Genomic DNA, 20,661 nt, shown 5'->3' with positions numbered 1-20,661 from the left:
GATCGATCAGCTCCCCTGCAACGGGCGTTCATCCTGGAAGAAGTAGTCCTTCCACGATTCCGGCTTGTGCTTGATGGCGCCCACCCGGTACAGGAAGTCGGCCAGCTTGTAGGTGTTCTTCGGCGTGACGGTGAACTCGTACTGCGGGTTGTCGATCAGCTTGATCAGCGCATCGCGGTCGATCTTGGCCTTGGTCACGCGGATGTAGGTATCCGCCGCAGCCGCCTTGTCCTTCTGCGCGAAGTCCGCCGCCTCGGCCAGGGCGTCGACGAAGGCCTTGTAGGTCTTGGGGTTGTCGTTGCGGAATTTCTCGGTGGCGAACAGCAGCGTCGGCGAGTTGGGGCCGAGCAGGTCGTAGCTGTTGAGCACTACGTGAACGTTCTTGTTGGCCAGCGCCTGGTCCTGGAACGGCGGGTTGGAGAAGTGTCCGTTGAGCTCGGTGCCTCCGGCCAGCAACGCGGCGGTGGCATCCGGGTGCGGCACGGCCAGGGTGTACTTGTCGAGGCGGTTGTATTCCTTGTCGCCCCACTGCTGGGCGGCGGCGTACTGCAGGAAGCGCGATTGCACCGAGACGCCGACCGCAGGCACGGCAATGCGGTCCTTGTCGGAGAGATCGGCGATGGTCTTCACGTTCGGGTTGCTGCTGACCAGGTAGTACGGGAAGTTGCCCAGCGAAGCCACGGCCTTGACGTTCTGCCGGCCTTTGGTGCGGTCCCACACGGTCAGCAGCGGGCCGACGCCGGCACCGGCGATATCCACCGAACCGGACAGCAGCGCGTCGTTGATCGCCGCGCCACCGGAGAGCTGGGCCCAGTCGACGTCGATGTCGATGCCCTGCTCCTTGCCATGTTTTTCGATCAGGTGCTGGTCACGCACCACGTTGAGCAGCAGGTAGACGATGCCGAACTGCTCGGCGATGCGAATCTTGCCTTCGGCATGGGCCACGGTGGGCGCCGCGAGGCTGCCGACGACCAGGCTGGCGCCCAGGCCGATGCTTGCCGCCAGGCGGCTGATGGATTTGCGCATGATGTTTTCCTCAGTCGTCAGAACGGGGCATCGCCCTGGATGGTGGTACGGAACAGTTTGCGCCGCAGGTGCGCCGGGCAGCCGGTGGCCAGGTGGATCAGCGAACGGTTGTCCCAGAACACCAGGTCATGGGGCTGCCACTGATGGCGATAGATGTTCTGCTCAAGCACGCTCAGCGCGTACAACTGCTGCAGCACATCGCGGCTTTCATCCTCCGGCAGGCCGACGATGCGGGTGATGAAGCCCTCGCTGACAAACAGCGCCTTGCGGCCGTTTTCCGGGTGGGTTCGCACCACCGGGTGGATGACTTCTTTCACCTGGGCAAGCTGCTCGGCCGTGAGCGTCGGGCGCCAGTTGCCCTCGAACTTGGTCTCGGCATAACGGGCGGTATAGGAGTGAGCGGCACTGCGGCCCTCGACCACGTTGCGCAGGGCATCGGGAACGGCGTCCCAGGCCTTGTGCATGTCGGCGAACAAGGTGTCCCCCCCTTCGCTGGGCAGCTCCTGGGCATGCAGCATGGAGCCCAGGCTGGGGAGTTCTTTGTAGGAGAGGTCCGAATGCCAGAACTTGCCAGCATCGCCCAGGCCGATGTTCTGGCCGTTTTCGATGATGTTGGAAACGATCAGGATCTCGGGGTGGCCGGCCAGCAGAAACTGCTTGAGCACATGGATCTGCAGCTCGCCGAAGCGGCGGCTGAAGTCGATTTGCTGCTGCGGGCTGATGCGCTGGTCACGGAACACCAGCACAGGGTGGTCGAGGTGGGCGCGATGAATACGGCTGAAATCTTCGGCACTGACTGGCTTGGTCAGGTCCAGGCCGACAATCTCGGCGCCCACGGCACCGGAGAACGGAAGGATTTCGAAGAATTGCGGCTGGGCGCTGTCGATGGACGACAAGGCGTTCGAGGCGGCTGGCATGTGTCACTCCCACGCAGTGCGCGACTTCAATGGCGCGCAACGATCAGAAACGCACGGGGATTACCCGTGTGGGTTCAAGTCGTGCGGCGCATCGATTGGTCGACGGGTACGCAGTGGGAGCGACTATAAAGGCATAAGAAAAATAATTTAAATACCGTTAGAGAATAACCATATGAAGCAGTCAATTCTCTGCCGAGGGGCGCGCTGGGCGCCCCTTAGCGCCATTCGCTGTAGGGCTCCAGTGCGGTGACGGGCAAGGCCAGGTTGCCGCGCCACGGCTCGAACAGGTAGCGCACGTAGAGCAGGGCGTGGCTTGGTGTGTAGTCGTCGCTGTGCTGCCAGTCGAAACCTCCACCCAGTACCCAGCGATCGTTCAGGCGTCGTTCGAACGCGCCATGCAGGCGGTAGCCCAGGCCGGTGCTTTCGCTGGAGTCAGTCATCGCATTGATGTTGGTTTCGCCGATATCCGAAGGTGCAATGTCGTAGTGCTCAAGAATTTTGCGGTTTACGCTCGAGTCCGGGTACAGGCGGCTACTGCCACTATGGGCGCGAGACCAACTGACCGAACCTTCCAGCAGGAACGACCAATCATAATTGCGCCAGGCATAGCTAACTGGCACTCCGATCGATTCGTAGCGTTCGGGGCTGTAGTACCCGCCCTGGCCGAGGCTGTAGCCACCCAGGTCCTTGTCATAATTCCAACGCATCACGGTCAAGCCAACGCGCATCCGCTCGTCCGCCCTTTCCACGACGCGGCGGTAGTACCCCGCCATGATGCGTGTGCGCTCGTTGTCAGCGACGTTCTCGCCATACAGCCAGTGGTGCCCCAGGCTGGCCCAGACGCCGTGATCACCACCTTGGTCCCAGCTCAGGCCAAGTGTGGCGCCATTTGCCGTCACACCGCCCCAGCGGATGCGGGTATTGGGGTCTCGGGTGCCGCCAAACGAAAGCAACGAGTTGCTCATTGGCCGGCGCGAGGCAGCGAGCGACCAGCCGACCTGCCCGAGGTCGCCATTGAGAATCGCGCCGCCCAACCAGTTGTTGACCTCGAAGCCTTGGGTCGTACCCAGGTCGAAGCCCCAACGTTCGTTCTGCCAGCCCGCGGCCAGAACCGCACCGTTGGCGCTTTCCGAACTACCCGCACAGCCCACGCGCTCACCATCCTTCTTGATGAACTGGCAAGAACCAAAATCCTCTGTGTGCTTGTTGTTTTCACCCACGTCGAATGAACCCGCATCCATGCCAATGCGCTCCACGCGCGCAAACGCCCTGCCGTCTTCCCAAGGGGTATCGACATGCAGCAAGGTCGTTTGGGTGCTCAGCCGGGAAATACCGTCCGTACCGTCATTCTTGCGCCAGCCGTAGTCGTGCATGAGGGTGACGCTGGTGTTGCGCTGCTGGTACAGCTCATCGACGTCACTGCGCAGGCTGCGCGCCAGCCAGTCATCCGTGTCCTTCGCGCGGCTGGCGTAGGTCAGGGCGCGGTCATCACGCGGCTCCACCGCCTCACGGCTGAGCAACTGTGCATCGGCCATGGCCGCCGCATACAGGTCGAGCGCCCGCTGTGGATCGTTGGCGGCCACCAGGCGGGCGGCGTCGCGGCGCAGCAACGGGTCGGGTTGGGTCTGCTGTGCGGCGATATGGTCCAGCAGTCGGACAGCCTTGTCCTTCTCGCCCAGCGCAACATAGACCGCAGCCAGGCGCCGCTGGGCATCGCTTTGCGCGTCGGTCAACTGCAGGGGCTGCGCGTCCAATGCTTGGCGCACACGCGCCAGGTCGCCTTCGGCGATCCAGCTTTCCATCACGCCCAGGCGGGCCTCGGGGCGCTGCGGCTGAACCTGCAGCACGCGCTCGTAATAGCCACGCGCCTTGCGCTGGTCGCCCCGCTCTGCGGCCCAGTCCGCCATCAGCAGGAGGTCGTCCGGGTCACCCTGGCCATGGGCCAGGCCGGCTTCCAGCACCGCTGTGGCCTCGTCGGTGCGGCCCTGGTCCTGCAGGCGCTGGGCCTGGGCCAAGGTCATGCGTCGGCGCACACGCTTGTCGAGGGCACGCATGTCGTCGGTCCAGGCGCCTTGCGGTACGGCGCGCAAGGTGTCCTGAGCCTGTGCATCACGGTCACTGGATTCCAGGTACAGACCATGGGCATAACGCGTGGCGGGGTCGGCCGATTGACGTTGCAGTATCCGGGTGAAGGCGGCGTCTGCCTCGGCGTTGCGCCCCTGCTGGCGCAGACTGCTGGCCAATTGGTAGGCCAGCCAAGGCTCATCGGGCGCCAACTCGGCAGCCCGACCCAGGACCTGACTGGCAGTAGCCCAGTCCTGACGCTGCAATGCCGCATCAGCCTGTTCGCGCAGGCGGCCAAGCTCCAGGCTGCGGCGCAGGCTGGCGAACTGGGCCTGTTGGGCTCGCGGCAAGCTGTCCAGGTAGGCTTCGGCCTTGTCTGTCGATTGCGCCTGGTAGATCCGCATCAGGCCACGCACCGCGCTTTCATTGCCCGGCACCATGCGCTGCACCTGCAGGTATTGCCGTTCGGCGCCGGCCAGGTCGCCTTCGGCAAACGACACATCGGCCAGCCCGAGCAAGGCGAACTCGTCCTTGGGGCGTTGCTGGCGCGCCTGCTGGTAGAGCGAGCGGGCGGCGCGCAGGTTCTGCTTCTCCAGCGCGCTGTCGGCCCTCTGCAACAGCCCCCAGTACTGGCTGGAGGCTTCAAGATCTTTCCATTTGCTCATCAAGCGGGTGTTCTGCTCGATGGCGACAGCCCGGTGAAAAGACGCGTTCGCTTCCGAATAGCGGCGCTGGCGCATCAGCGCAACGCCAAGCGCACCGTGCAGGCTGGCATCGTCGGGATAGCGGCGCAGGGCCAGACGCAGCTGCGCCTCGGCCTGGGCGTTACGTTCCTGATCAAGCAGGGCCTTGCCACGCTGCCCAGCCTGCCAGGCCGGGTCGCCCACCAGGGTGCGCTGCTGCTTGAGGTTTTCGTTGGCCTGCGACAACAGCGGCGAAGCGGGATAACGCTGGATGAATGCCTGCCAGGCAGCCACGCTACTGGCATTCACCGGTTGCTCGGACAGGTAGTCGAACTCGCGCTGCGCGGCGGCATCGCGGGCCGTCGGGTCGCGCGACAACTGGTGGAGCACGGCCAAGGCCTCGCTGTCGCGATCTTCGCTGAACAGCCAGCTGGCCAAGGTCTGACGCAGGCCGGCATTGCCCGGGTACTGGCGATCGAGTTGCTGCAGCTGGCGGATCGCTTCCGGCCGTTGCCCTGGCAGGTTGGCTCGCACACGCCAGTAATCCAGCGCCAGCTCCAGGCTGGGCGGTTCGCCGGCGAACAACTGGTCATAAGCGACCAGGGCTTCTTCGTAGCGCCCTGTCACCGCCATCAGGCGCGCTTGCTGCAGGCGCCGCATCTGCTCCGGTTGCTGCAGCTGCATCAGGCGCCGGGCTTGCCGGTCCTGAAGACTGCCCGGCGCCACTTCGGCGATTCTTGCGCGCAGTTGCTCGGCTTCCTCAGGCTTCTGCTCACGCAGCGCCAGGCTCAAGGCGGCCAGCAAGGCATCAGGGTTGCGCGGCTCGAGCAGGCGCAACCGGGCCAGGGCGTCGTGAATCAGGTCGTCGCGGTGCAACGCTTCGCCGATACGCACCTGCTCGAGCAGCCATTGGCGTTGTTCATCCCGGTCCTTGGGCTGCGCAGCCACGGCGCAAGACAACGCGGTCAGCGTCAGCACGCCGATCATTCGGAACATGGCGCACTCCAGGCAGGCAGCAGACGACCTTGGTTGTCGAAGCGATAGCGGGCTTCGTCCCAGCCCTGGCCGAACATGGCAAGGACCTGGTTGTAATACGCCTGCGCGTCGACGGGCTGCTCGCGCAGCCTTTTGCGCTGGGCTTCGAGCGCTGTCGGGTCAGCAGAGGCGTTGGCCAGCAGCGGTAGCAGCGCCGCAGAAAAGCCCGCCGGGCCATGACCGCTCAGCTTGCCGCTACGGGCATCGACGCTTTCCGGCGGCAGGCCGCCTTGCGTGGTGGCGGCGACCATCGGCGCGAAGTGACGCAGCAACTCGTCGCGCTGCGGCGCGCCGTTGGCCAGCATGCCCAGCCACAGGTAAACACGGATGGCGTCATAGTCCCCGGCGTTGCCGTGCTCAGGGTCGGGCTCGATGCCTGCCGCAGGTGTCCACAGCAGCCAGTCCGGTGCAAAGCCCTTGGGCGACGCCTGTAGCCAGACGCGCCGGACGTTGCCCGCCATCTCACCCCACAACGGGTCCACAAGGGCAAAGCGGTCGAACAGCTGCGGCGGCAGGTAGCTGGGGTTCAGGCGCCAGCCACGGTTGTCTTCGAAGCCATAGTCTGCGGGCAACAGCATCACACCCAGGCCGGGCAGCTTGCGCACGGTCTGGGCGGCGATGCGCCAGAGCATCTGCGTGCCCAGCTGGGTATAGGCCGGCTCGTCCCACAGCCGCCCGGCTTCGAGCAGGCTGTAGGCGATCCACAGGTCGGCATCGCTGGCATTGTTGCTGTCCAGCACCTGCCACTGCTGCTTGCTGCGCCCCCACAGCCAAGCCGGCAGGTGACGCGAAAGGTCGCCTTCGGCCAGGTTGTTGCCGGTCCAGCGCAACAGCTTCGCGAACGCCTGCCGGTCATTGCCGACCAGGGCGAAGAACAGCGCATAGCTCTGCCCTTCGGAGGTGGTGATCTGGCGCTCGTCACTGCGGTCGAGTACCCGGCCATCGGCGCTGACCAGTTCGGCCTTGAAGCGCTCCCAGGCCGGCCACGGACAAGTCGTCGACGCCGTGGCGACAGCGGGCATGCACAGCACCAGCAGCACTGCCAACAACTGGCGCATGGTCAATCGGCTCCGCCCAGGCGACGACGCGAAGCCCAGCGCAGCGCACGCCACAACAGGAAGGCGAACAGCAGCACGCTGACGGTGGCGATCACCGCGATCAGTGCCGGGTAGTCAGACAGGTGGAACCACAGCAGCAGCCACCATGGCAGCTGGCCGACGTAATAGTGTTCGCCAACGAACTGGCTGCTGACGCCGCTGCTGCGCACCAGGGCGACAGAGCCTGCCACTGCATCCAGCTTGCCGGAATCGGCCAGCACATCGCGCAGCATGCCGTAAGCGGCATCGGAGCTGGCCAACAGTGCAACGACGCTGCGCTGCTCGTGGAACGGCGACTTCAGGCCGGTGATCGCCGCAATCGGCGCCTGGGCGCTGATTTCGACCCGGCTATTGGATACCACCGGCGAGGTATCGAAGCGGCGGTTGCCGGTTTGCTCCAGCACGCGCCCCTGCACCATCCAGTCACGCTGTGCATTGAGCAGCAGGCCAAGGTTGGGCTGCTCGCGCAGGTCTTCGGGCAGGCTGCCGATCAGCAGCAGGTCGGCATCGGCTTCTGAAGCCTGCTTCCAGTTGTCGCTCAGGCGCACGTTCAGGGCCGGGTAGCCCACCTGCCCGCCTATGCTGCTGATCACATCCAGCAGGGTGCCGACCTGCATTGGCGTCGGCTTGGCCGGCACCACGATCACGGTATCGGACAGGTCGGCCATGCGGCTGTAGGGGAAGCCGCTGCGTACGAAGGCGCGCAGGTCGGGCATGGCCATGTAGTGGTGGTAGCCGGACAGGTCGATGGTCGAGTTCTCGTCGATCGCCGCGCGCACGTCCACCGGCAGGGTGGTCTGGCAATGGTCGCGCTGTGCGCTGCCCATGGTGCTGGCAAAGCTGAAGTCGAACCGCAGGCGGTTGCGCGCGCCGATCTTCAACGCCGGTACCAGCGATTGCTCGGTCAACGCGGTGCTGTCGGTAGACAGCACGTTCAGGCGCATTTCTTCCAGGGTGCTGCTGCGACGGTCGTTGCCCACCAGCGGCATGCTGGTGATGTACTGGTCGTTGACGCTGATGCTCAGGCGCGATTCGTCGGTGACGGCGGGCGGCGTGTAGCGATACAAGGTCTGCAGCGGGATGCCCTGGTTGCGCCAGACGAACAGGTCCGGCGGCAGGTTCACATCCAGGGTGATCGGCCGCGGCTGCAAGCCGCTGACCTGCAGCTGCTCGGGGTAGTCGAGCAGCTCGGAGAAACGCACCGGCCGGTCGGTACGCGTCCAGTTCGGCGCATCGTACGGCTTGCGTGGTTGCAGGGCGGTCATCTGCTCGACCTTGACCCGCGGGCCGCGGAACAGGTCGCTGCCAACGGCCAGCGCCGACGCGGCCTTGATCAGGTCCTCGTCATTGCGGCCAAGCACCAGCAACAGTTTGCTCCAGCGATCGTCCGGGTGGTCGATCAACTGCACCACCGGGCCATCGACTGCGGGGAATTTTTCCAGGTCGGCGATAAACGCCGGGCGCCGCTCGTTGGTGGCGAACACCACGGCAGGCCGGGGTTTGTCGCCGCTGGCCGGCAGGCTGTTGAACGACACCGGGAAGGTTGCCTTGCGCCAGCCCGCCTTGCTGCCGAAGTACGACGCGAGGATTGCCGCAGCACGCTGTTCACCCACGGTCGGTGCGTCGGCGAACACCACCGGCAGCTCGACCTTGCTGGTGTCGCGCGCGTCGTAGAACGGCAGCGGGAAGTAGGCCAGGTCATTCTCCAGCGCCAGCGCCTGCTCGCGCAGCTGGACCTGACTCTTGCGGTTGACGTTCAGCCACAGGCCACTGTGCGCCGGGTCTTCACAGATATCGGTGTAATGCCCGACGAACTCCAGGCGCACCCGGTTGAAGTCGCTGATCAGCTTCGGGTCCAGCGGCATCTGGCGACGCACGCGCTGGCCGAGCTGTTCCTTCTCGATCGGCACCACGCCCATCAGCTCATCGTTGAGGTACACGCGCAGATGGGACAGGTTCGGCAGCAGCGCTGGCGAAGGGGTGTAGTCCAGCTGCAGCACCGCGTCGGTTGCCAGGCGGTCCCGGCGCACGCCGAATTCGATGTTTTCGCTGTTGCGCACGCCCAGCAACAGGCTGTCGGCCGGTCGGCCAAGCTGCTCGAACGTCTGGTTGACGGGCCAGGTGGGCACCGATGGCTCGTCCGGTACGGCAAGGGGGGCTACATCGGCGACGGCAGCGTTCTGGAACAGCGAGGCAAGCAGCGCCATCGCCAGGCCCCAGGTGCGTGCGGGATAACGAGTCATCATGCGTCTCGGTCAACAAGGTTCGTGGATGGGAGAGGTCGGGGGGTGCGCGGCAGGTAGCTGCCCAGCCAGCGCGCCAGGTCGCGCACTGGCAGCAGTCGATCGCGCAGCCAACCAGGTGTGTGTTCGATCAGGCGCAGGTAACCGATGCCGCCCATCTTGAGGACGTCGACCAGGCTGCGCAGCGGGCGTTCAACTTCGTGATTGTCCTGCCAGTTCAGCCAGGCATCGGCGCGGGCGAAGGTGCAGTGCACCAGGTCGATGCGCTGCTGCTGGGTGAGGCCATCAAAGGTCAGGCCCACATGTCGGCCGACGATGCGGGTCACCCGTGCATTGAAGGCAAATTCACGCTGTCCGCGGCTCAGCAGCAAGCGCACGCGCTCGCCTGGCGCAGGCGACACGCCGTCGCCCAACTGCAGGCCGATGCCGCCATCGGAATAGTCGACCAGGGTGCAAGGGAAGCCGTGCCCGCTTTCCAGCTGCAGGGCAGCCGGCAAGTTCATCTGCACACGGTGTGCACGCCGCACTTGACGTACTTCGGCGGCAACCGCGCAGGCGGCGCCGATGATCAGCAGGTTGTAGAGCACCCACAGCGAACTGACGATCACTGTTCCGATTTCCGCAACCGGGCCAGTGAACAGGCGCCAGACGGCAAACCCCAAGCCAGCCACGTTGAGGCCGGCGAGGAACAGGTAGGGTCTGGCGATGTGCCAGTCGAACTGGCCATGCTCCATCAGACCGCCCTTGGCCGTGACGTTGAACGTGCCTTTCTTCGGCGCGAACAGCGCGACCGTGGTCGGGCGGGCGATGTACCAGGCCAGTACGGTCTCGTAGACCTCGCCCCAGAAGGTCTGCCGGTACTTGCCCTGCGTGCGCGAGTTGGTGAGGCTGGCGTGAATCATGTGCGGCAGTACGTAGAGCAGGATCATCACCGCCGGCGCGTAGATGATGTAGGCGTGCAGCAACAGGAACGCCAGCGGTGCGGTGAGGAAGACCAACCGCGGCAGGCCGGCGAGGAAGTGCAGCATGGCGTTGGCGTAGCAGATCCGCTGGAACAGGCTCAGCCCGCGACCGAACAGGGGGTTGTCGGTACGGAAGATCTGCACCATGCCGCGCGCCCAGCGTATGCGCTGGCCAATGTGCGCCGACAGGCTTTCGGTGGCCAGGCCCGCGGCCTGGGGAATACTCAGGTAGGCCGAGGTCCAGCCCTGGCGGTGCAGGCGCAACGCGGTATGGGCATCTTCGGTCACCGTTTCGACGGCAAAACCACCAATGCTCTCCAGCGCGGTACGCCGCAGCACGGCACAGGAGCCGCAGAAGAAGGCGGCGTTCCACATGTCGTTGCCGTCCTGGATCAGCCCGTAGAACAGCTCGCCTTCGTTGGGACGGCGGCGGAAGGAGCCCAGGTTGCGCTCGAACGGGTCGGGCGAGAAGAAGTGATGGGGCGTCTGCACCAGCGCCAGCTTGGGGTCCTTGAGGAACCAGCCGACCGTCATCTGCAGGAAGGAACGCACCGGCACGTGGTCGCAGTCGAAGATGGCAATCAGCTCGCTGTCGGTCACACCCAACGCATGGTTGAGGTTACCGGCCTTGGCGTGCTTGCTGTTCGGCCGCACGATGTAGCCCACCCCGACCTCGTCGGCGAAGGCACGAAACGCCTCGCGCTTGCCATCGTCGAGGATGTAGATGCGCAGGCACTCGCGCGGCCAGTCCAGGCCCAGGGCGGCGAGCACGGTGGTGCGCACCACCGACAGATCCTCGTTGTAGGTGGGGATCATCAGGTCGACTGTCGGCCAGTGTGCAGGGTTTGCCGGGAGGGCCGCCGGCTTGCGCTCCAGCGGCCAGCAGGTCTGGATGTAACCCAGGATCAGCACGAACCAGGAGTAGGTTTCGGCGGCGAGCAGAATCACGCCACAGACCAGGTCGAGCTTGTCGTTCCAGTTCAAGGTCGAGGTGTAGCGCCACCACAGGTAGCGGCACGAAATGATCGTCGACAGCACGATCAGCATCAGGGTCGGGAACCGGCCTGGCATGTAGCGCACCAGCATGGCGATGCCCCACAGCAGGAAAATGAACACCAGCTGCGCCTGGTAGCCGAACGGCTCGGTCACGCAGAGCACGGCCAGAAGCACGGCGCACAAGGTGAGCACGGTATAGAACAGGCGACGGCCGAACACACTCAGCCGGCGCAAGCGCTGGGCGGCATCGTGCTGCAAGTTGCTGTCGCGAAAACGTCTCGGCACCTGGCGCATGGTTTCGGCCAGCCGCGCGCGATACCTGCGCAGCACCTGCCATGCCCCGTGCAAGTGGCCGACCGCGAAGGACCAGGCGCGCACGGGCCGGCCCGGCTTGCGCGGCTGAGGCACACGCCGCAGCAGCAGCCAGAGGCACTGGATCAAAAGGCGCAGCGGGTCGCCCAGCGTCGGCCGCTTGCCGACGAACTGCGGAAACAGTCGCTGATGCTCGGCCAGCAATGCCTGCCAGGACGGCGATTCGAGCCGCAGCAACAGGAACGCCACCCACACACCCAACGTGAACAGCAGGGCGACCGGCCAGTGCGCGCCGCGTGCGGTGAAGTAGGCGTAGGCCGAGCGTGGCGTCACGTTCACGCTTGCCGCCTCGCCAGGCAGCGCACCGCCAGGCTTTGCACGTCGCGCGATGCCAGGCATTGCGGTGCGTAGTGACCCACTGGCGCCTTGCTGGCGAAGGCTTCGCCGAACGCTTCGTCACGGTGCACCAGCTGCAGCGGCAACTGGTTGCGGAACAGGTCACGCCACACCATCACCACATCGCTCTGCAGGCTGCTGGCAGGGTCGAAACGGTTGACCAGCAGCAGGTCGTAGCGCTCGACCGGCTGGCGACCGAGCAATACGTGGCTGGTCATCTCGGCTTCGGCCACCAGGATCCGCATGTCGGTGTCGAAGCCGCGTGTGGCTTTGGCCGCGACCGGGTGAGGCAGGTCGAACAGCAGCCAGTCGAAATGCTCGGCCAGTGCGGCCTGGCGTGTACGCCACACTTCGGGCTGCTGGTAGGCCCCCAGGTCGTCGAGCCGCTCTTGCGCCACTTCACCGAAGGGCATCAGGCACAGCCCGTCGAGCACCTCATAGATGGGCTCGCCGAAAGGCCGCCCCTGCAGTTCGGCGCACGCCCAGCCATCGCGCTGGTCGAGCGGCAGGTTGAAGTGCAGGCCCAGCAGGTTGTCCGGGCTCATATCCACCAGCAGCACGCGCTCGCCGAGCTCGCGCATGGCATAGCCCAGCGCTGCCAGCAGGGCAGTACGGCCCAGCCCGCCGCGCAATCCATGCAAGGACAGGCTGATCATGACCGCAGGGTCTCATGCTTTTCGGGCTGCTCGACGGCAGCGTTGCCGAGGGTGGCCATGCAGCTTTCGCCCAGCAGCGGCCAGCGCTGCAAGGCCTGCTGTACGCCGACCATCATGGAGATGTCCTGGTAGCTCAAGGCAGGCATGGCCAGGTACTGACGCAGTTGGGCGATATCGTCACTGCGGTCGGAGGGGTCAGCTTTGCCAGCCATCATGGGCTCTCCTTGGGAACAGGCTGCCAATCCGGCTGGCCTTGCAGACGCATGTAGGTCCGGCCCTGGTAGTCCAGGACCTGGGCACCGGAGGTTTCCGACACGCGCTCGGTGGTGGGCAGGTCAGTCAGCAGGCTCGGCAGGTCGAGGGTCTGGCCGGCACCCAGGCCGGCATAGACACGCGACACCAGCTCGGACAGGGCCAGGAAGCTGGTAGGTGCGGTGACTTTCAGCGGCTCGCTGCGGGCCGGCTGGCCCATGCCGATGAACTTGAGGCCGACCGGCACGTGGGTGATCGACGGCGTTGGGATTTCGCGCATGCCGGGCAACTGCATGCGGTCGCCGTGCAGGGCAGCACCGTGTTCGGGAACGATGGCGACCACCACGCGGCGGCCGCTGGCTTCGAGTTCGTCGAGGAACTTGCCGAGGTCGCCGAACAGGCGATTGGCCCGCGTGGCGTAATCGGCCTGGCGCGTGCCGCCGTCGGCGGTCACCAAGCGGTTGCCATCATGCAAGCTGATGGTGTTGTAGAACAGCGAGACGTGCTCGGCACCGGAGCTCTTGCGCTTGCCCCACCAGCCGTTCAGGACGTCCAGGTCGCCGGCGATCGGCGAGCCGTCGAAGCTGACCAGCGCCCGCGGGAAGTCGCTGACACTGAAGCCAGGCTGAGGCATGTGCTGCCGGGTGATGTCGCCGATGAAGTTGTCGAAGCGCCCGCTGTGGTTGAGCAAGGTCTGGCTCTGGAAACCGAGGTTGGCCAGGTTCTGGAACAACAGGCACTGTTCGGGCGCCTGCTGGTACAGACCCACATGGGACGATTGACCACAGCTGGCCCGCAGCATGCGAATCGCTGCCGGACCACTGTAGGAAGTGGCCGAGTTGAACTGATCGAAGACCACGTCCAGGCGCGAGAACAAGGGGTTTTCGTGCAGGCCGACGGCCGAGAGGTCATCCCAGGCCAGGGAGCACACGTTGATCACCAGCAGGTCGAACGCCTGCTCATCCGGCTTGGCAGCAGGGAACGTGGTCACCCGTTGACGTTCGCTGGTGAAGAAGCGGTCAAGCCAGGCATTGAGGGTCGCGGTGTCGGCGACCGCCCCGGCAGGCGCAGTGGCGGCGGTGGCGGCCGTGTTGGCTGCACCGGCAACGGCCGGCTGGCCGGCTCCGGTGCCCAACGACGGCAGCCCGCCAACCGCCAGCCACGCCAGGCCGACCAGGCTCAAGGTGCTCAGGCGCACCCAGTGCCGCAGGAACAGGTACCCCACCACCAGCAGCACCAGGGCGCCGACCAGGTTCCAGTTGACGAACCTGGCCATCAGTTCCAGCAGGTAATCCCACGAGAAATCGAGCACGCCCGGCTGCTCCAGCAAGCGCCTGAACGGCGGCAGCCAGGTGTCTTGATAGAACAGGGCGACACCCACTGGCACGGCCACCACCTGGCGCCCGACGCGCAACCAGCGCCCAGGCAGGGGGACCAGCAAAAATGCGGCGAACAGCAGGTTGGGCAGCGCCTGGAAGTCCAGCATGCCGCCGGCAACCAACAGGAACTTGGCCAGGAAGTAGAGGTTCCAGGCACCCAGACCGTGCCAACGGCCCGGTATCGAGGTTGAAAATGTCGAGCTAGTCATGATCAGGGTCCTGACGCACAACACGGCGGCGTACACCCACCGGCTTCAGGTAACGGGGGCGCAGATGACGGCTGAGCCAGCCTTGCACCATGGCACGTACGCGAAGCACGAACATGACGAGGATCAAGGTAACCAGCGCACTGATGCCGACTACCTGGAGCAATTGCGCGAAGTTCACTTGGCCCCCCAATGACGCAGGGTGATCTGCCGCGGTGCCAGGGCAGGCCTTTTATGCGCCGCTGGCAGCGCCAGCGACTCGGCCAGTGGCGGTTGCGGTATGGTTTCGTCGAGGAAGGCCGTGCCGCCCAGGCTGTCGAGGCTGACCAGGACCTCCTGGCCGATGAACAGCTCTTTCCAGGACAGCTGGAAGATATGGTCCAGCGCCTGCTCGACACCTTCCGAACGGCAGGCGAACAGGAACAGGAACAGCACGTCGTCGACCACACAGGCGATATCGCCATCGCGGCGGAACACCGTGCGCGAGCAGGCCTGTAGTGGGCTCAGGCCGGGGGCGGGGCGCAGCACCAGCAGCTGGTGGACGATTTCACCGTTGCGATGGCCCTGCCACATTTGTTGCACCGCTTCGGCAAAGGCACGCGGGGCCACCAGCCCACAGATCGGCAGCGGCCGCAGGCGGGCGAGCAAGGCATCGAAATCAGCGGGGAGATGACGGGGCCATACATAACCCTGAATGCTGTCGACCATGGTCAGGAAGCGCGAAAGACTGGCACCGAAGGGCACGATCTGGCTGGCACCACAGGCCAGCAGCAGTTGCTCGTCCTGATAACGCAGCGTCGGGGCCATTTCGCGTACCACCAGCTTCAGGGCATTGCCGCGCAGTTGACGCAAGGTGTGCAGTTGACGGGCCAGCACGTCGAGACGCTGACCACCGTCCATGGCGAAAATCACGGTTGCCGACACGGCGCGCCCGGCCTTGGCCCCTAGCTCGCTGATGCTGTCGAACACTTGCCAGTGCTCGGACAGTGCCGGCGCACCTTCAAGCACCTGGCTCTGGGCCAGGCACAGCAGTTCATCGCCACCCGCATCGGACAGCGGCTGAAGCCGACCGGCAACCGCAAACCCGCTGGCCTGGCGCGCCAGTTCGACGTCCATGGGGCCGACAACGCCAAGCAGGTTGCTCCAGTAATGCTGCAGATAGCGCACACCGCCCTGGCCACGGTAGAGCTGGGCAAGTCCGTCGAGGGATTGGTTGAATGCGCGCAGGCGCTCAATCAGCGAGGCGCTCTGACCTTCACTGATCACCACGATCAGTGCACCGGCGGCGAGTGCCGCTTGGCGCAACGTCTGGCACCAGCGCTCGACCTTGCCCCCTTCCCACGCAGCCGTCGATACCAGTGCTACCAGCACCCGGCCCGGCAAGTCGATGCGTGGCAGGTCGTCTTTGAGCTGCAGGATGGCCCGGGTGTCAGCCTCGTACAGAGTCAGTTCGGCAGGACCACAAGCCGGGTCCAGCCCTTCGAGGGACTCTTGCATGACACGCGCATCACCGAGCAACGCAGCCCGGCCTTGTTCAGGCATGGCGGCGATGACTTGGCGGCAGAGCGTAGCGGCGTTTTCTGTGGTGTCACAGGCCAACCAGTACAAGCCTTGGTCATGAAACTGACTATGCTCGGCACCCAAACCGGGAATAGCCAACAATGGAATACTTTTCGTCAAAACGATGACTCTGAATTCAAAATCGAAGCTGATTCAAGGATGGGAGGCCGCACGCATGTCGTCGCGGCTTTTTGACGAAATTGCTCGTCAAAAAAACGGCGCCTGCAGATTGGGCTTGGTTTGAAAGCGTCAATTCTACAGCACCAGGGGAAAATAGTGTCAAGTTGCTATTTAACAGACAGCCGCACACGTTTGCCAGAGACAATCTGACGCACCGTTGCAAACGGTGATCCAGCTCTCAAACAGGGTCTCGGAATGCCCCTTGATGATCGGTTTGAGCAGGGAGCACTCGGCAACCTCTCGATGAACAGGCGCAATACCGCATCATTGCCTATGCTGCGCCTTAGCCAGCAAGCCAAGGAACCCACGTGACGAGGATGGACGCCATGTTCTACGTGCAGCGTAACGCCAGCGGTCAGTTGCAGCGGGTGGAAGCCGCCCCTTACGCCGAATACACGGAAATCCTCCCGGCCGACCATGTCGAAATCCTGGAGTGGTTTGCCGACGACGTCGTCGAGAACAGTCTCAAGCAGCTCAAGCAGAGTGACCTGGACATGATCCGCGTGCTCGAGGACCTGATCGAGGTGCTGACCACCAAGGGCGTGATCAGCATCACCGACCTGCCGGCCGGCGCACAGGCCAAGTTGCTCAGTCGCTCCACAGCGCGCAAGGCGCTGGGCAGCCTGAATAACCTGATCGAAGAAGAAGAGGAAGGCGGGTTGATCTGAGCCCCTGGGGCGCGTGGCGCCCCGGCACACTTGAAATTAGCGCCAGGGCGCAGGTTCGCCAACCAGCTGGCCCTGGATACCGCCCACACCCATTTCCACCAACACCAACCGCTCCCCTTCTGTCTCCACCCGCTCGGCAATCAATGGCAGGTCGATGCTGTGCGCCGCGCGCTGGATAGCTTCGATGAACAATCGCTTGTGCTGTTCCTGATCGATATTGCGGATGTAGCTGCCATCAATCTTCAGGTACGCCAGGCCCAGATGCGCCAGGTTGCCGATCATGCTGAAGCGGCCACCAAAACGCTGAAGTGCCAGGCCGAAACCAAGCCCTCGCAGGCGCCGGGTCAACTGTTCCAGCGCCGCCTGCTCGGGCAATTGCTCTTCGCCGATCTCGAAGATCAGCCGCGCGCCCAGTGCCGTGTTCTGGTCCAGCAACTCATAGACCCGCTGCAGGGCCTTGGGGTCGGCCAGGGTCGCGGCGGTCAGGTTCAACGCCAGCACCTGATCATGGCTGCGCAGGTGCGCGAGCACTTTTTCCAGCACCAGCAGATCCAGTCGCGACATCCAGCCGAAACGCTCCAGCCAGGGCAGGAAGCGGCCGGCGGGCAATGCCTCGCCCTGGTCGTCATGCAGCCGCGAGATCACTTTGTAATGAAGGAGCCGCTGGCCCGTCTGGGCATCCACCACCGGCTGGAAGAACAGCTCGAACTGGCCGCCGGCAAACGCCTCGTCCAGGCGTGTATGCCATTCGTGCTGGTTGTCGCCGGCAACGGCAGCCGCGCCCTGCTCAAGGCACACCCAGCCCGGTGTCGGTTGGTTCTCGGCACGCGCCAGTGCCTCGTCAGCCAGCTTGAGCAGCGCCTGCGGGGCATCGCCCGGGCTGAATGGCGCCAGCCCAATGCAGGCGACTGGCGAGAGGTCGCTGGCACCTGTCTCGTGCAGGCTTTGCAGCGCCGCCTCAAGGGCCTGGGCAAGGCGTACCGCGTCTTCGTGGACCATGCCGGGCGCCAACACTGCGAACTCCCCGCCTCGGCTGCGTGAAATCAGGTCGTTGGTCTCGGGGAAGCTGGCACAGGTGCGCCGAAGCTGCTCGCCAACTGCCTGCAACAGCTGGTTGGTACGTTGCCCGCCAAGACGCGCGTTGAGCCCGGCCAGCCCCTGCACACGCAGCAGCAGCAGGTAGCCGGCACGGGCCTCCTCCAGGTTGCTGACTCGGGCGTTGAGCTGCATCTCGAAGTAGCGCCGGTTCGACAGGCCGGTCAGGCTGTCCTGATACGACTCGGCACGCAACCGCTCACTGCGTTCGGCCTGTTCGCTGAACAGGGCCTTGAGCTTGTCGACCATCTGGTTCATTGCCTGAACCACCCGGCGCAGCTCCGGCGTGCGCGGCTCGGGCAGGCTGAGAAACTCGCGGCGGGCAATGGCCTGGGACTGCTCGACCATGGCATCCAGCGGACGCAGCTGGCGGCGCAGCAGCAAGGCTCCCAGCGCCGCGCTCGCGGCACCGCACAGCAGCAGCCAGCCCAAGCTGCCCAGTGCGCTCTGCCAGAGCTTGCCGATGGCGAACATCGGATGGCTGATCACCTCGACCCGTGCGGCCTGCTGCCATCCGCGGCTGACGATGGCATCGCCGCCCGCTGCTTCCAGGCCGATCAGGCGGATGAACCAGGCAGGGACACCGCCAGGGTCTGGTTTGGCGTGACGCTCCACCAGCACCGCGTTGGAGCCCAGGTCGATGACCTTGATGCTGGCGTAGTAGCCACTGTCGAAGATCGAGCTGACCATCAGCTCTACCATGGCCGGGTCATCGATGCCCGGCGTCAAGGAGAGCGCCAGTGCGGTGGCCGCATCCTGGGCATGCGAGCGCAGCTGGTTGACGTACTGACTACGCGAGCTTTCCAGGCTCACCATGAAACTGCCGCTGAATGCGACCACCAGGAACAGACAAATGGCCAACAGCAATTGTTTGAACAGTGACATCTGCGCTCCTTCAGTAGACCGGTTCGGCCGGGAACCCTTCGGCCTGCATTTTCTTCAACAAGTCCTGCCAGCGTGACAGGCGCTTGGTGTCACCGACCTTCTTGTTGCCCGCGCCCCCCGTCAGCCACAGGCCTTCGCCATTGAAGGCGTAGACCGGCAACAGGTCGGTGCGTTGGTTGGCCGGCTCGATCGCGTCCATCAGGCTGTCGAGCACCAGCGGCTGTGCCTGTGGGTTTGAATAATAGGTCAGCACCATGTGCGCACGGTTCTGACGCAGGGCCTTGACGTAAGTGATACGCAGCTTATCGCTGGCAATACCCATGCGCCGCAGGCTGAAGTACTTGGCGATGGCGTAGTCTTCGCAATCACCGGCGCCCTTGATGAGTGCCTGGATCGGCGTGGCCCAGTAATCGACTTCACGCCAAAGGTCGATGTCTTCGACGTAACGCAGCTGCTGGTTGAAGAACAGGTTGACCACCTGCAGGCGCTGCAACTCGGTGCCCTGGTTTTGCGTGGCCATCAGGTTCTGCCAGGCATCGATGCGGCCTTTCCCTGCACCGAGAGGGCCATACAGCGTTTGTGATTTGCGGCTGATGTCGGTGAAATCCCAATCCGCATGCAAACCGCCGAGCAACAGGCTACCCAGTAGCACAGCAAGGCCGGCACGGCGCACGGCAATTTTGAGGACCCAGGATATCGCCACTGCGAAGACCTGTTCAGACCAATCGAAAACAGCGATGGTGGCGCCAGTCGGTTTAAAAGACAATGGCATCCGGCAATCAGGACACCAGTGGTCGGGACGCTATAACTTTATTGATAACGCTTAATGTGTAGCGCTTTCTTTGCCAAGCGACTTCATCCAACATGAATGAACTCCTGCTTCGCGAGTCTCAGTGCGCGCGTTGGTTTGACAAGCCTCCTTGCCGGTTACTCGTTTCATTGGATCAAACTTTCATTATCGAGGCAGACTCCGCGTGCCCGAGAAAATCAAACTGAGCAACGTGCTGACCGCTGAACAGCTGCCGTCGCACCTGGCCCGTGCCGTGATCGAAGAACGCCTGCGTAGCGCCATTCTCGATGGCCGCCTGCCGCCCGGTACCGCCGTGCGTCAACAGGAGCTTGCCACCTTGTACGGCGTCAGTCGCATGCCGGTACGGGAAGCGCTGCGCCAGCTTGAAGCGCAGTCGCTGCTGAGGGTGGAGATGCACAAAGGTGCAGTGGTTGCCCCCTTGATCGGGGTGGACGCGGTCGACACTTATGAGCTGCGCGTGCTACTGGAGAGTGAAGCGTTACGTCAATCGATCCCGTTGCTGGATGCCGCTGACATTGCCAGTGCCCGCAGTTACATCCAGCAACTGGAAAACGAAACACGCCATGCGGAAATCGGTCGCCTTAACCGGCTGTTCCACATGTCTCTGTATAGCAAGGCACCGAATCAGAAGCTGTTGCGCCTGATTGAAATCGAGCTCAATGAGGAAGAGCGCTTTCTGCGCTTCCACTTGTCATCGATGGGCCTGGGCAAACTCACTCAGGACGATCACAACGCGCTGGTGGATGCGGCCAGCGGCAAGCGGGTGGACGAGGCCGTGAAGGTGCTGGAGCAGCATCTGAACAAGGCGGCCCGGGTGATGAGGGCTTACCTGGACAAGCAGGTGGCCAAGTAGTACTTCCACACCGCCAGGCGCCTGCGCCGAAGCCTGGCATGTGACGCGGTTCTGTGACCGGCCCCGAAAAGACAAAGCCCCTGTCTGCGATGCAGACAGGGGCTTTGTGTTTGAATCTTGACGATGACCTACTCTCACATGGGGAAACCCCACACTACCATCGGCGATGCATCGTTTCACTGCTGAGTTCGGGATGGGATCAGGTGGTTCCAATGCTCTATGGTCGTCAAGAAATTCTGTGTGCTGGCCCGTCCTCGGGACGTGCCTGCGAATTTCTATGGCTTCTACTTAAAGACAAAACCCCTACCTGCTTGCGCAGATAGGGGTTTTGCGAAATGAATCTTGACGATGACCTACTCTCACATGGGGAAACCCCACACTACCA

Annotated in this window: 16 protein-coding genes and 1 rRNA gene; 3 read left to right on the top strand and 14 right to left on the bottom strand. The window is 64.1% G+C overall.

From position 1 onward, the window contains the following. Nucleotides 1-6: 6 nt before the first annotated feature. The 11 genes from ACIPZG_RS17715 to bcsE all read right to left on the bottom strand — a co-directional run bounded on the left by ACIPZG_RS17715 (nt 7) and on the right by bcsE (nt 15,832). Entirely contained in the window at nt 7-1,026 is a 1,020-nt protein-coding gene (locus ACIPZG_RS17715; protein ID WP_400715760.1) for an ABC transporter substrate-binding protein, read from the bottom strand. Nucleotides 1,027-1,043: 17 nt separating this feature from the next. After that, nucleotides 1,044-1,943, bottom strand: a complete 900-nt coding sequence (locus ACIPZG_RS17710) for a TauD/TfdA dioxygenase family protein (RefSeq protein WP_400715758.1) — start codon at nt 1,941-1,943, stop codon at nt 1,044-1,046. 215 nt (nt 1,944-2,158) lie between these two features. Beyond that, entirely contained in the window at nt 2,159-5,686 is a 3,528-nt protein-coding gene (gene bcsC, locus ACIPZG_RS17705; protein WP_400715756.1) for a cellulose synthase complex outer membrane protein BcsC, read from the bottom strand. Beyond that, nucleotides 5,674-6,783: a cellulose synthase complex periplasmic endoglucanase BcsZ gene (gene bcsZ / locus ACIPZG_RS17700; protein WP_400715754.1), complete on the bottom strand. Its 1,110-nt coding sequence runs from the start codon at nt 6,781-6,783 to the stop codon at nt 5,674-5,676. Before bcsZ ends, bcsC begins: the two co-directional genes overlap by 13 nt. Nucleotides 6,784-6,785: 2 nt before the next feature. Then, a complete protein-coding gene (gene bcsB / locus ACIPZG_RS17695) occupies nt 6,786-9,068 on the bottom strand; it encodes a cellulose biosynthesis cyclic di-GMP-binding regulatory protein BcsB (protein ID WP_400715753.1) in 2,283 nt (760 codons plus the stop codon). Further along, a complete protein-coding gene (gene bcsA, locus ACIPZG_RS17690; RefSeq protein WP_400715751.1) occupies nt 9,065-11,674 on the bottom strand; it encodes a UDP-forming cellulose synthase catalytic subunit in 2,610 nt (869 codons plus the stop codon). The genes bcsB and bcsA overlap by 4 nt, the downstream gene beginning before the upstream one ends. Further along, a complete protein-coding gene (gene bcsQ / locus ACIPZG_RS17685) occupies nt 11,671-12,387 on the bottom strand; it encodes a cellulose biosynthesis protein BcsQ (protein ID WP_400715749.1) in 717 nt (238 codons plus the stop codon). The genes bcsA and bcsQ overlap by 4 nt, the downstream gene beginning before the upstream one ends. After that, complete coding sequence (gene bcsR / locus ACIPZG_RS17680) at nt 12,384-12,602, bottom strand: cellulose biosynthesis protein BcsR (RefSeq protein WP_400715747.1); 219 nt, start codon at nt 12,600-12,602, stop codon at nt 12,384-12,386. The genes bcsQ and bcsR overlap by 4 nt, the downstream gene beginning before the upstream one ends. Further along, nucleotides 12,599-14,227 carry a cellulose biosynthesis protein BcsG gene (bcsG, locus tag ACIPZG_RS17675; protein ID WP_400715745.1) on the bottom strand — a complete coding sequence of 543 codons (1,629 nt, stop codon included), beginning with the start codon at nt 14,225-14,227 and terminating at the stop codon, nt 12,599-12,601. Before bcsG ends, bcsR begins: the two co-directional genes overlap by 4 nt. Further along, nucleotides 14,220-14,405: a cellulose biosynthesis protein BcsF gene (gene bcsF / locus ACIPZG_RS17670; RefSeq protein WP_400715743.1), complete on the bottom strand. Its 186-nt coding sequence runs from the start codon at nt 14,403-14,405 to the stop codon at nt 14,220-14,222. The genes bcsG and bcsF overlap by 8 nt, the downstream gene beginning before the upstream one ends. Beyond that, entirely contained in the window at nt 14,402-15,832 is a 1,431-nt protein-coding gene (gene bcsE / locus ACIPZG_RS17665) for a cellulose biosynthesis protein BcsE (RefSeq protein ID WP_400716117.1), read from the bottom strand. Before bcsE ends, bcsF begins: the two co-directional genes overlap by 4 nt. Here bcsE and ACIPZG_RS17660 point away from each other — a divergent pair. Next, nucleotides 15,716-15,979 (top strand): hypothetical protein, encoded by a 264-nt coding sequence (locus ACIPZG_RS17660; protein WP_400716123.1) that lies wholly within the window; start codon nt 15,716-15,718, stop codon nt 15,977-15,979. The genes bcsE and ACIPZG_RS17660 overlap by 117 nt on opposite strands. Before the next feature lie 311 nt (nt 15,980-16,290). Next, nucleotides 16,291-16,632 (top strand): tryptophan synthase subunit beta, encoded by a 342-nt coding sequence (locus ACIPZG_RS17655; RefSeq protein WP_400716115.1) that lies wholly within the window; start codon nt 16,291-16,293, stop codon nt 16,630-16,632. 36 nt (nt 16,633-16,668) lie between these two features. Here ACIPZG_RS17655 and lapD read toward each other — a convergent pair whose 3' ends face one another. Then, complete coding sequence (gene lapD, locus ACIPZG_RS17650) at nt 16,669-18,612, bottom strand: cyclic di-GMP receptor LapD (protein WP_400715741.1); 1,944 nt, start codon at nt 18,610-18,612, stop codon at nt 16,669-16,671. 10 nt (nt 18,613-18,622) lie between these two features. Then, nucleotides 18,623-19,384 carry a cysteine protease LapG gene (lapG, locus tag ACIPZG_RS17645; RefSeq protein WP_400715739.1) on the bottom strand — a complete coding sequence of 254 codons (762 nt, stop codon included), beginning with the start codon at nt 19,382-19,384 and terminating at the stop codon, nt 18,623-18,625. 202 nt (nt 19,385-19,586) lie between these two features. On the opposite strand from lapG, the gene ACIPZG_RS17640 reads away from it, so the two are divergent. Continuing rightward, nucleotides 19,587-20,276 carry a GntR family transcriptional regulator gene (locus ACIPZG_RS17640; protein ID WP_400715737.1) on the top strand — a complete coding sequence of 230 codons (690 nt, stop codon included), beginning with the start codon at nt 19,587-19,589 and terminating at the stop codon, nt 20,274-20,276. 115 nt (nt 20,277-20,391) lie between these two features. Here ACIPZG_RS17640 and rrf read toward each other — a convergent pair. After that, nucleotides 20,392-20,507, bottom strand: a 5S ribosomal RNA gene (gene rrf / locus ACIPZG_RS17635). Nucleotides 20,508-20,661: the final 154 nt, after the last annotated feature.

It is taken from the genome of Pseudomonas sp. NPDC089395 (genome assembly GCF_044749525.1).
Classification (GTDB): Bacteria; Pseudomonadota; Gammaproteobacteria; order Pseudomonadales; family Pseudomonadaceae; genus Aquipseudomonas.
Note: the sequence above shows the minus strand (reverse complement) of the source record. Positions and strands in the feature narration are given on the sequence as shown.

Bases quoted from the DNA above. Each gene is read 5' to 3' on its own strand.
- ACIPZG_RS17715 (WP_400715760.1), bottom strand. From the start codon at position 1,026: ATGCGCAAATCCATCAGCCGCCTGGCGGCAAGCATCGGCCTGGGCGCC.
- ACIPZG_RS17710 (WP_400715758.1), bottom strand. From the start codon at position 1,943: ATGCCAGCCGCCTCGAACGCCTTGTCGTCCATCGACAGCGCCCAGCCG.
- bcsC (WP_400715756.1), bottom strand. From the start codon at position 5,686: ATGTTCCGAATGATCGGCGTGCTGACGCTGACCGCGTTGTCTTGCGCC.
- bcsZ (WP_400715754.1), bottom strand. From the start codon at position 6,783: ATGCGCCAGTTGTTGGCAGTGCTGCTGGTGCTGTGCATGCCCGCTGTC.
- bcsB (WP_400715753.1), bottom strand. From the start codon at position 9,068: ATGATGACTCGTTATCCCGCACGCACCTGGGGCCTGGCGATGGCGCTG.
- bcsQ (WP_400715749.1), bottom strand. From the start codon at position 12,387: ATGATCAGCCTGTCCTTGCATGGATTGCGCGGCGGGCTGGGCCGTACT.
- bcsR (WP_400715747.1), bottom strand. From the start codon at position 12,602: ATGATGGCTGGCAAAGCTGACCCCTCCGACCGCAGTGACGATATCGCC.
- bcsG (WP_400715745.1), bottom strand. From the start codon at position 14,227: ATGACTAGCTCGACATTTTCAACCTCGATACCGGGCCGTTGGCACGGT.
- ACIPZG_RS17655 (WP_400716115.1), top strand. From the start codon at position 16,291: ATGTTCTACGTGCAGCGTAACGCCAGCGGTCAGTTGCAGCGGGTGGAA.
- lapD (WP_400715741.1), bottom strand. From the start codon at position 18,612: ATGTCACTGTTCAAACAATTGCTGTTGGCCATTTGTCTGTTCCTGGTG.
- lapG (WP_400715739.1), bottom strand. From the start codon at position 19,384: ATGCCATTGTCTTTTAAACCGACTGGCGCCACCATCGCTGTTTTCGAT.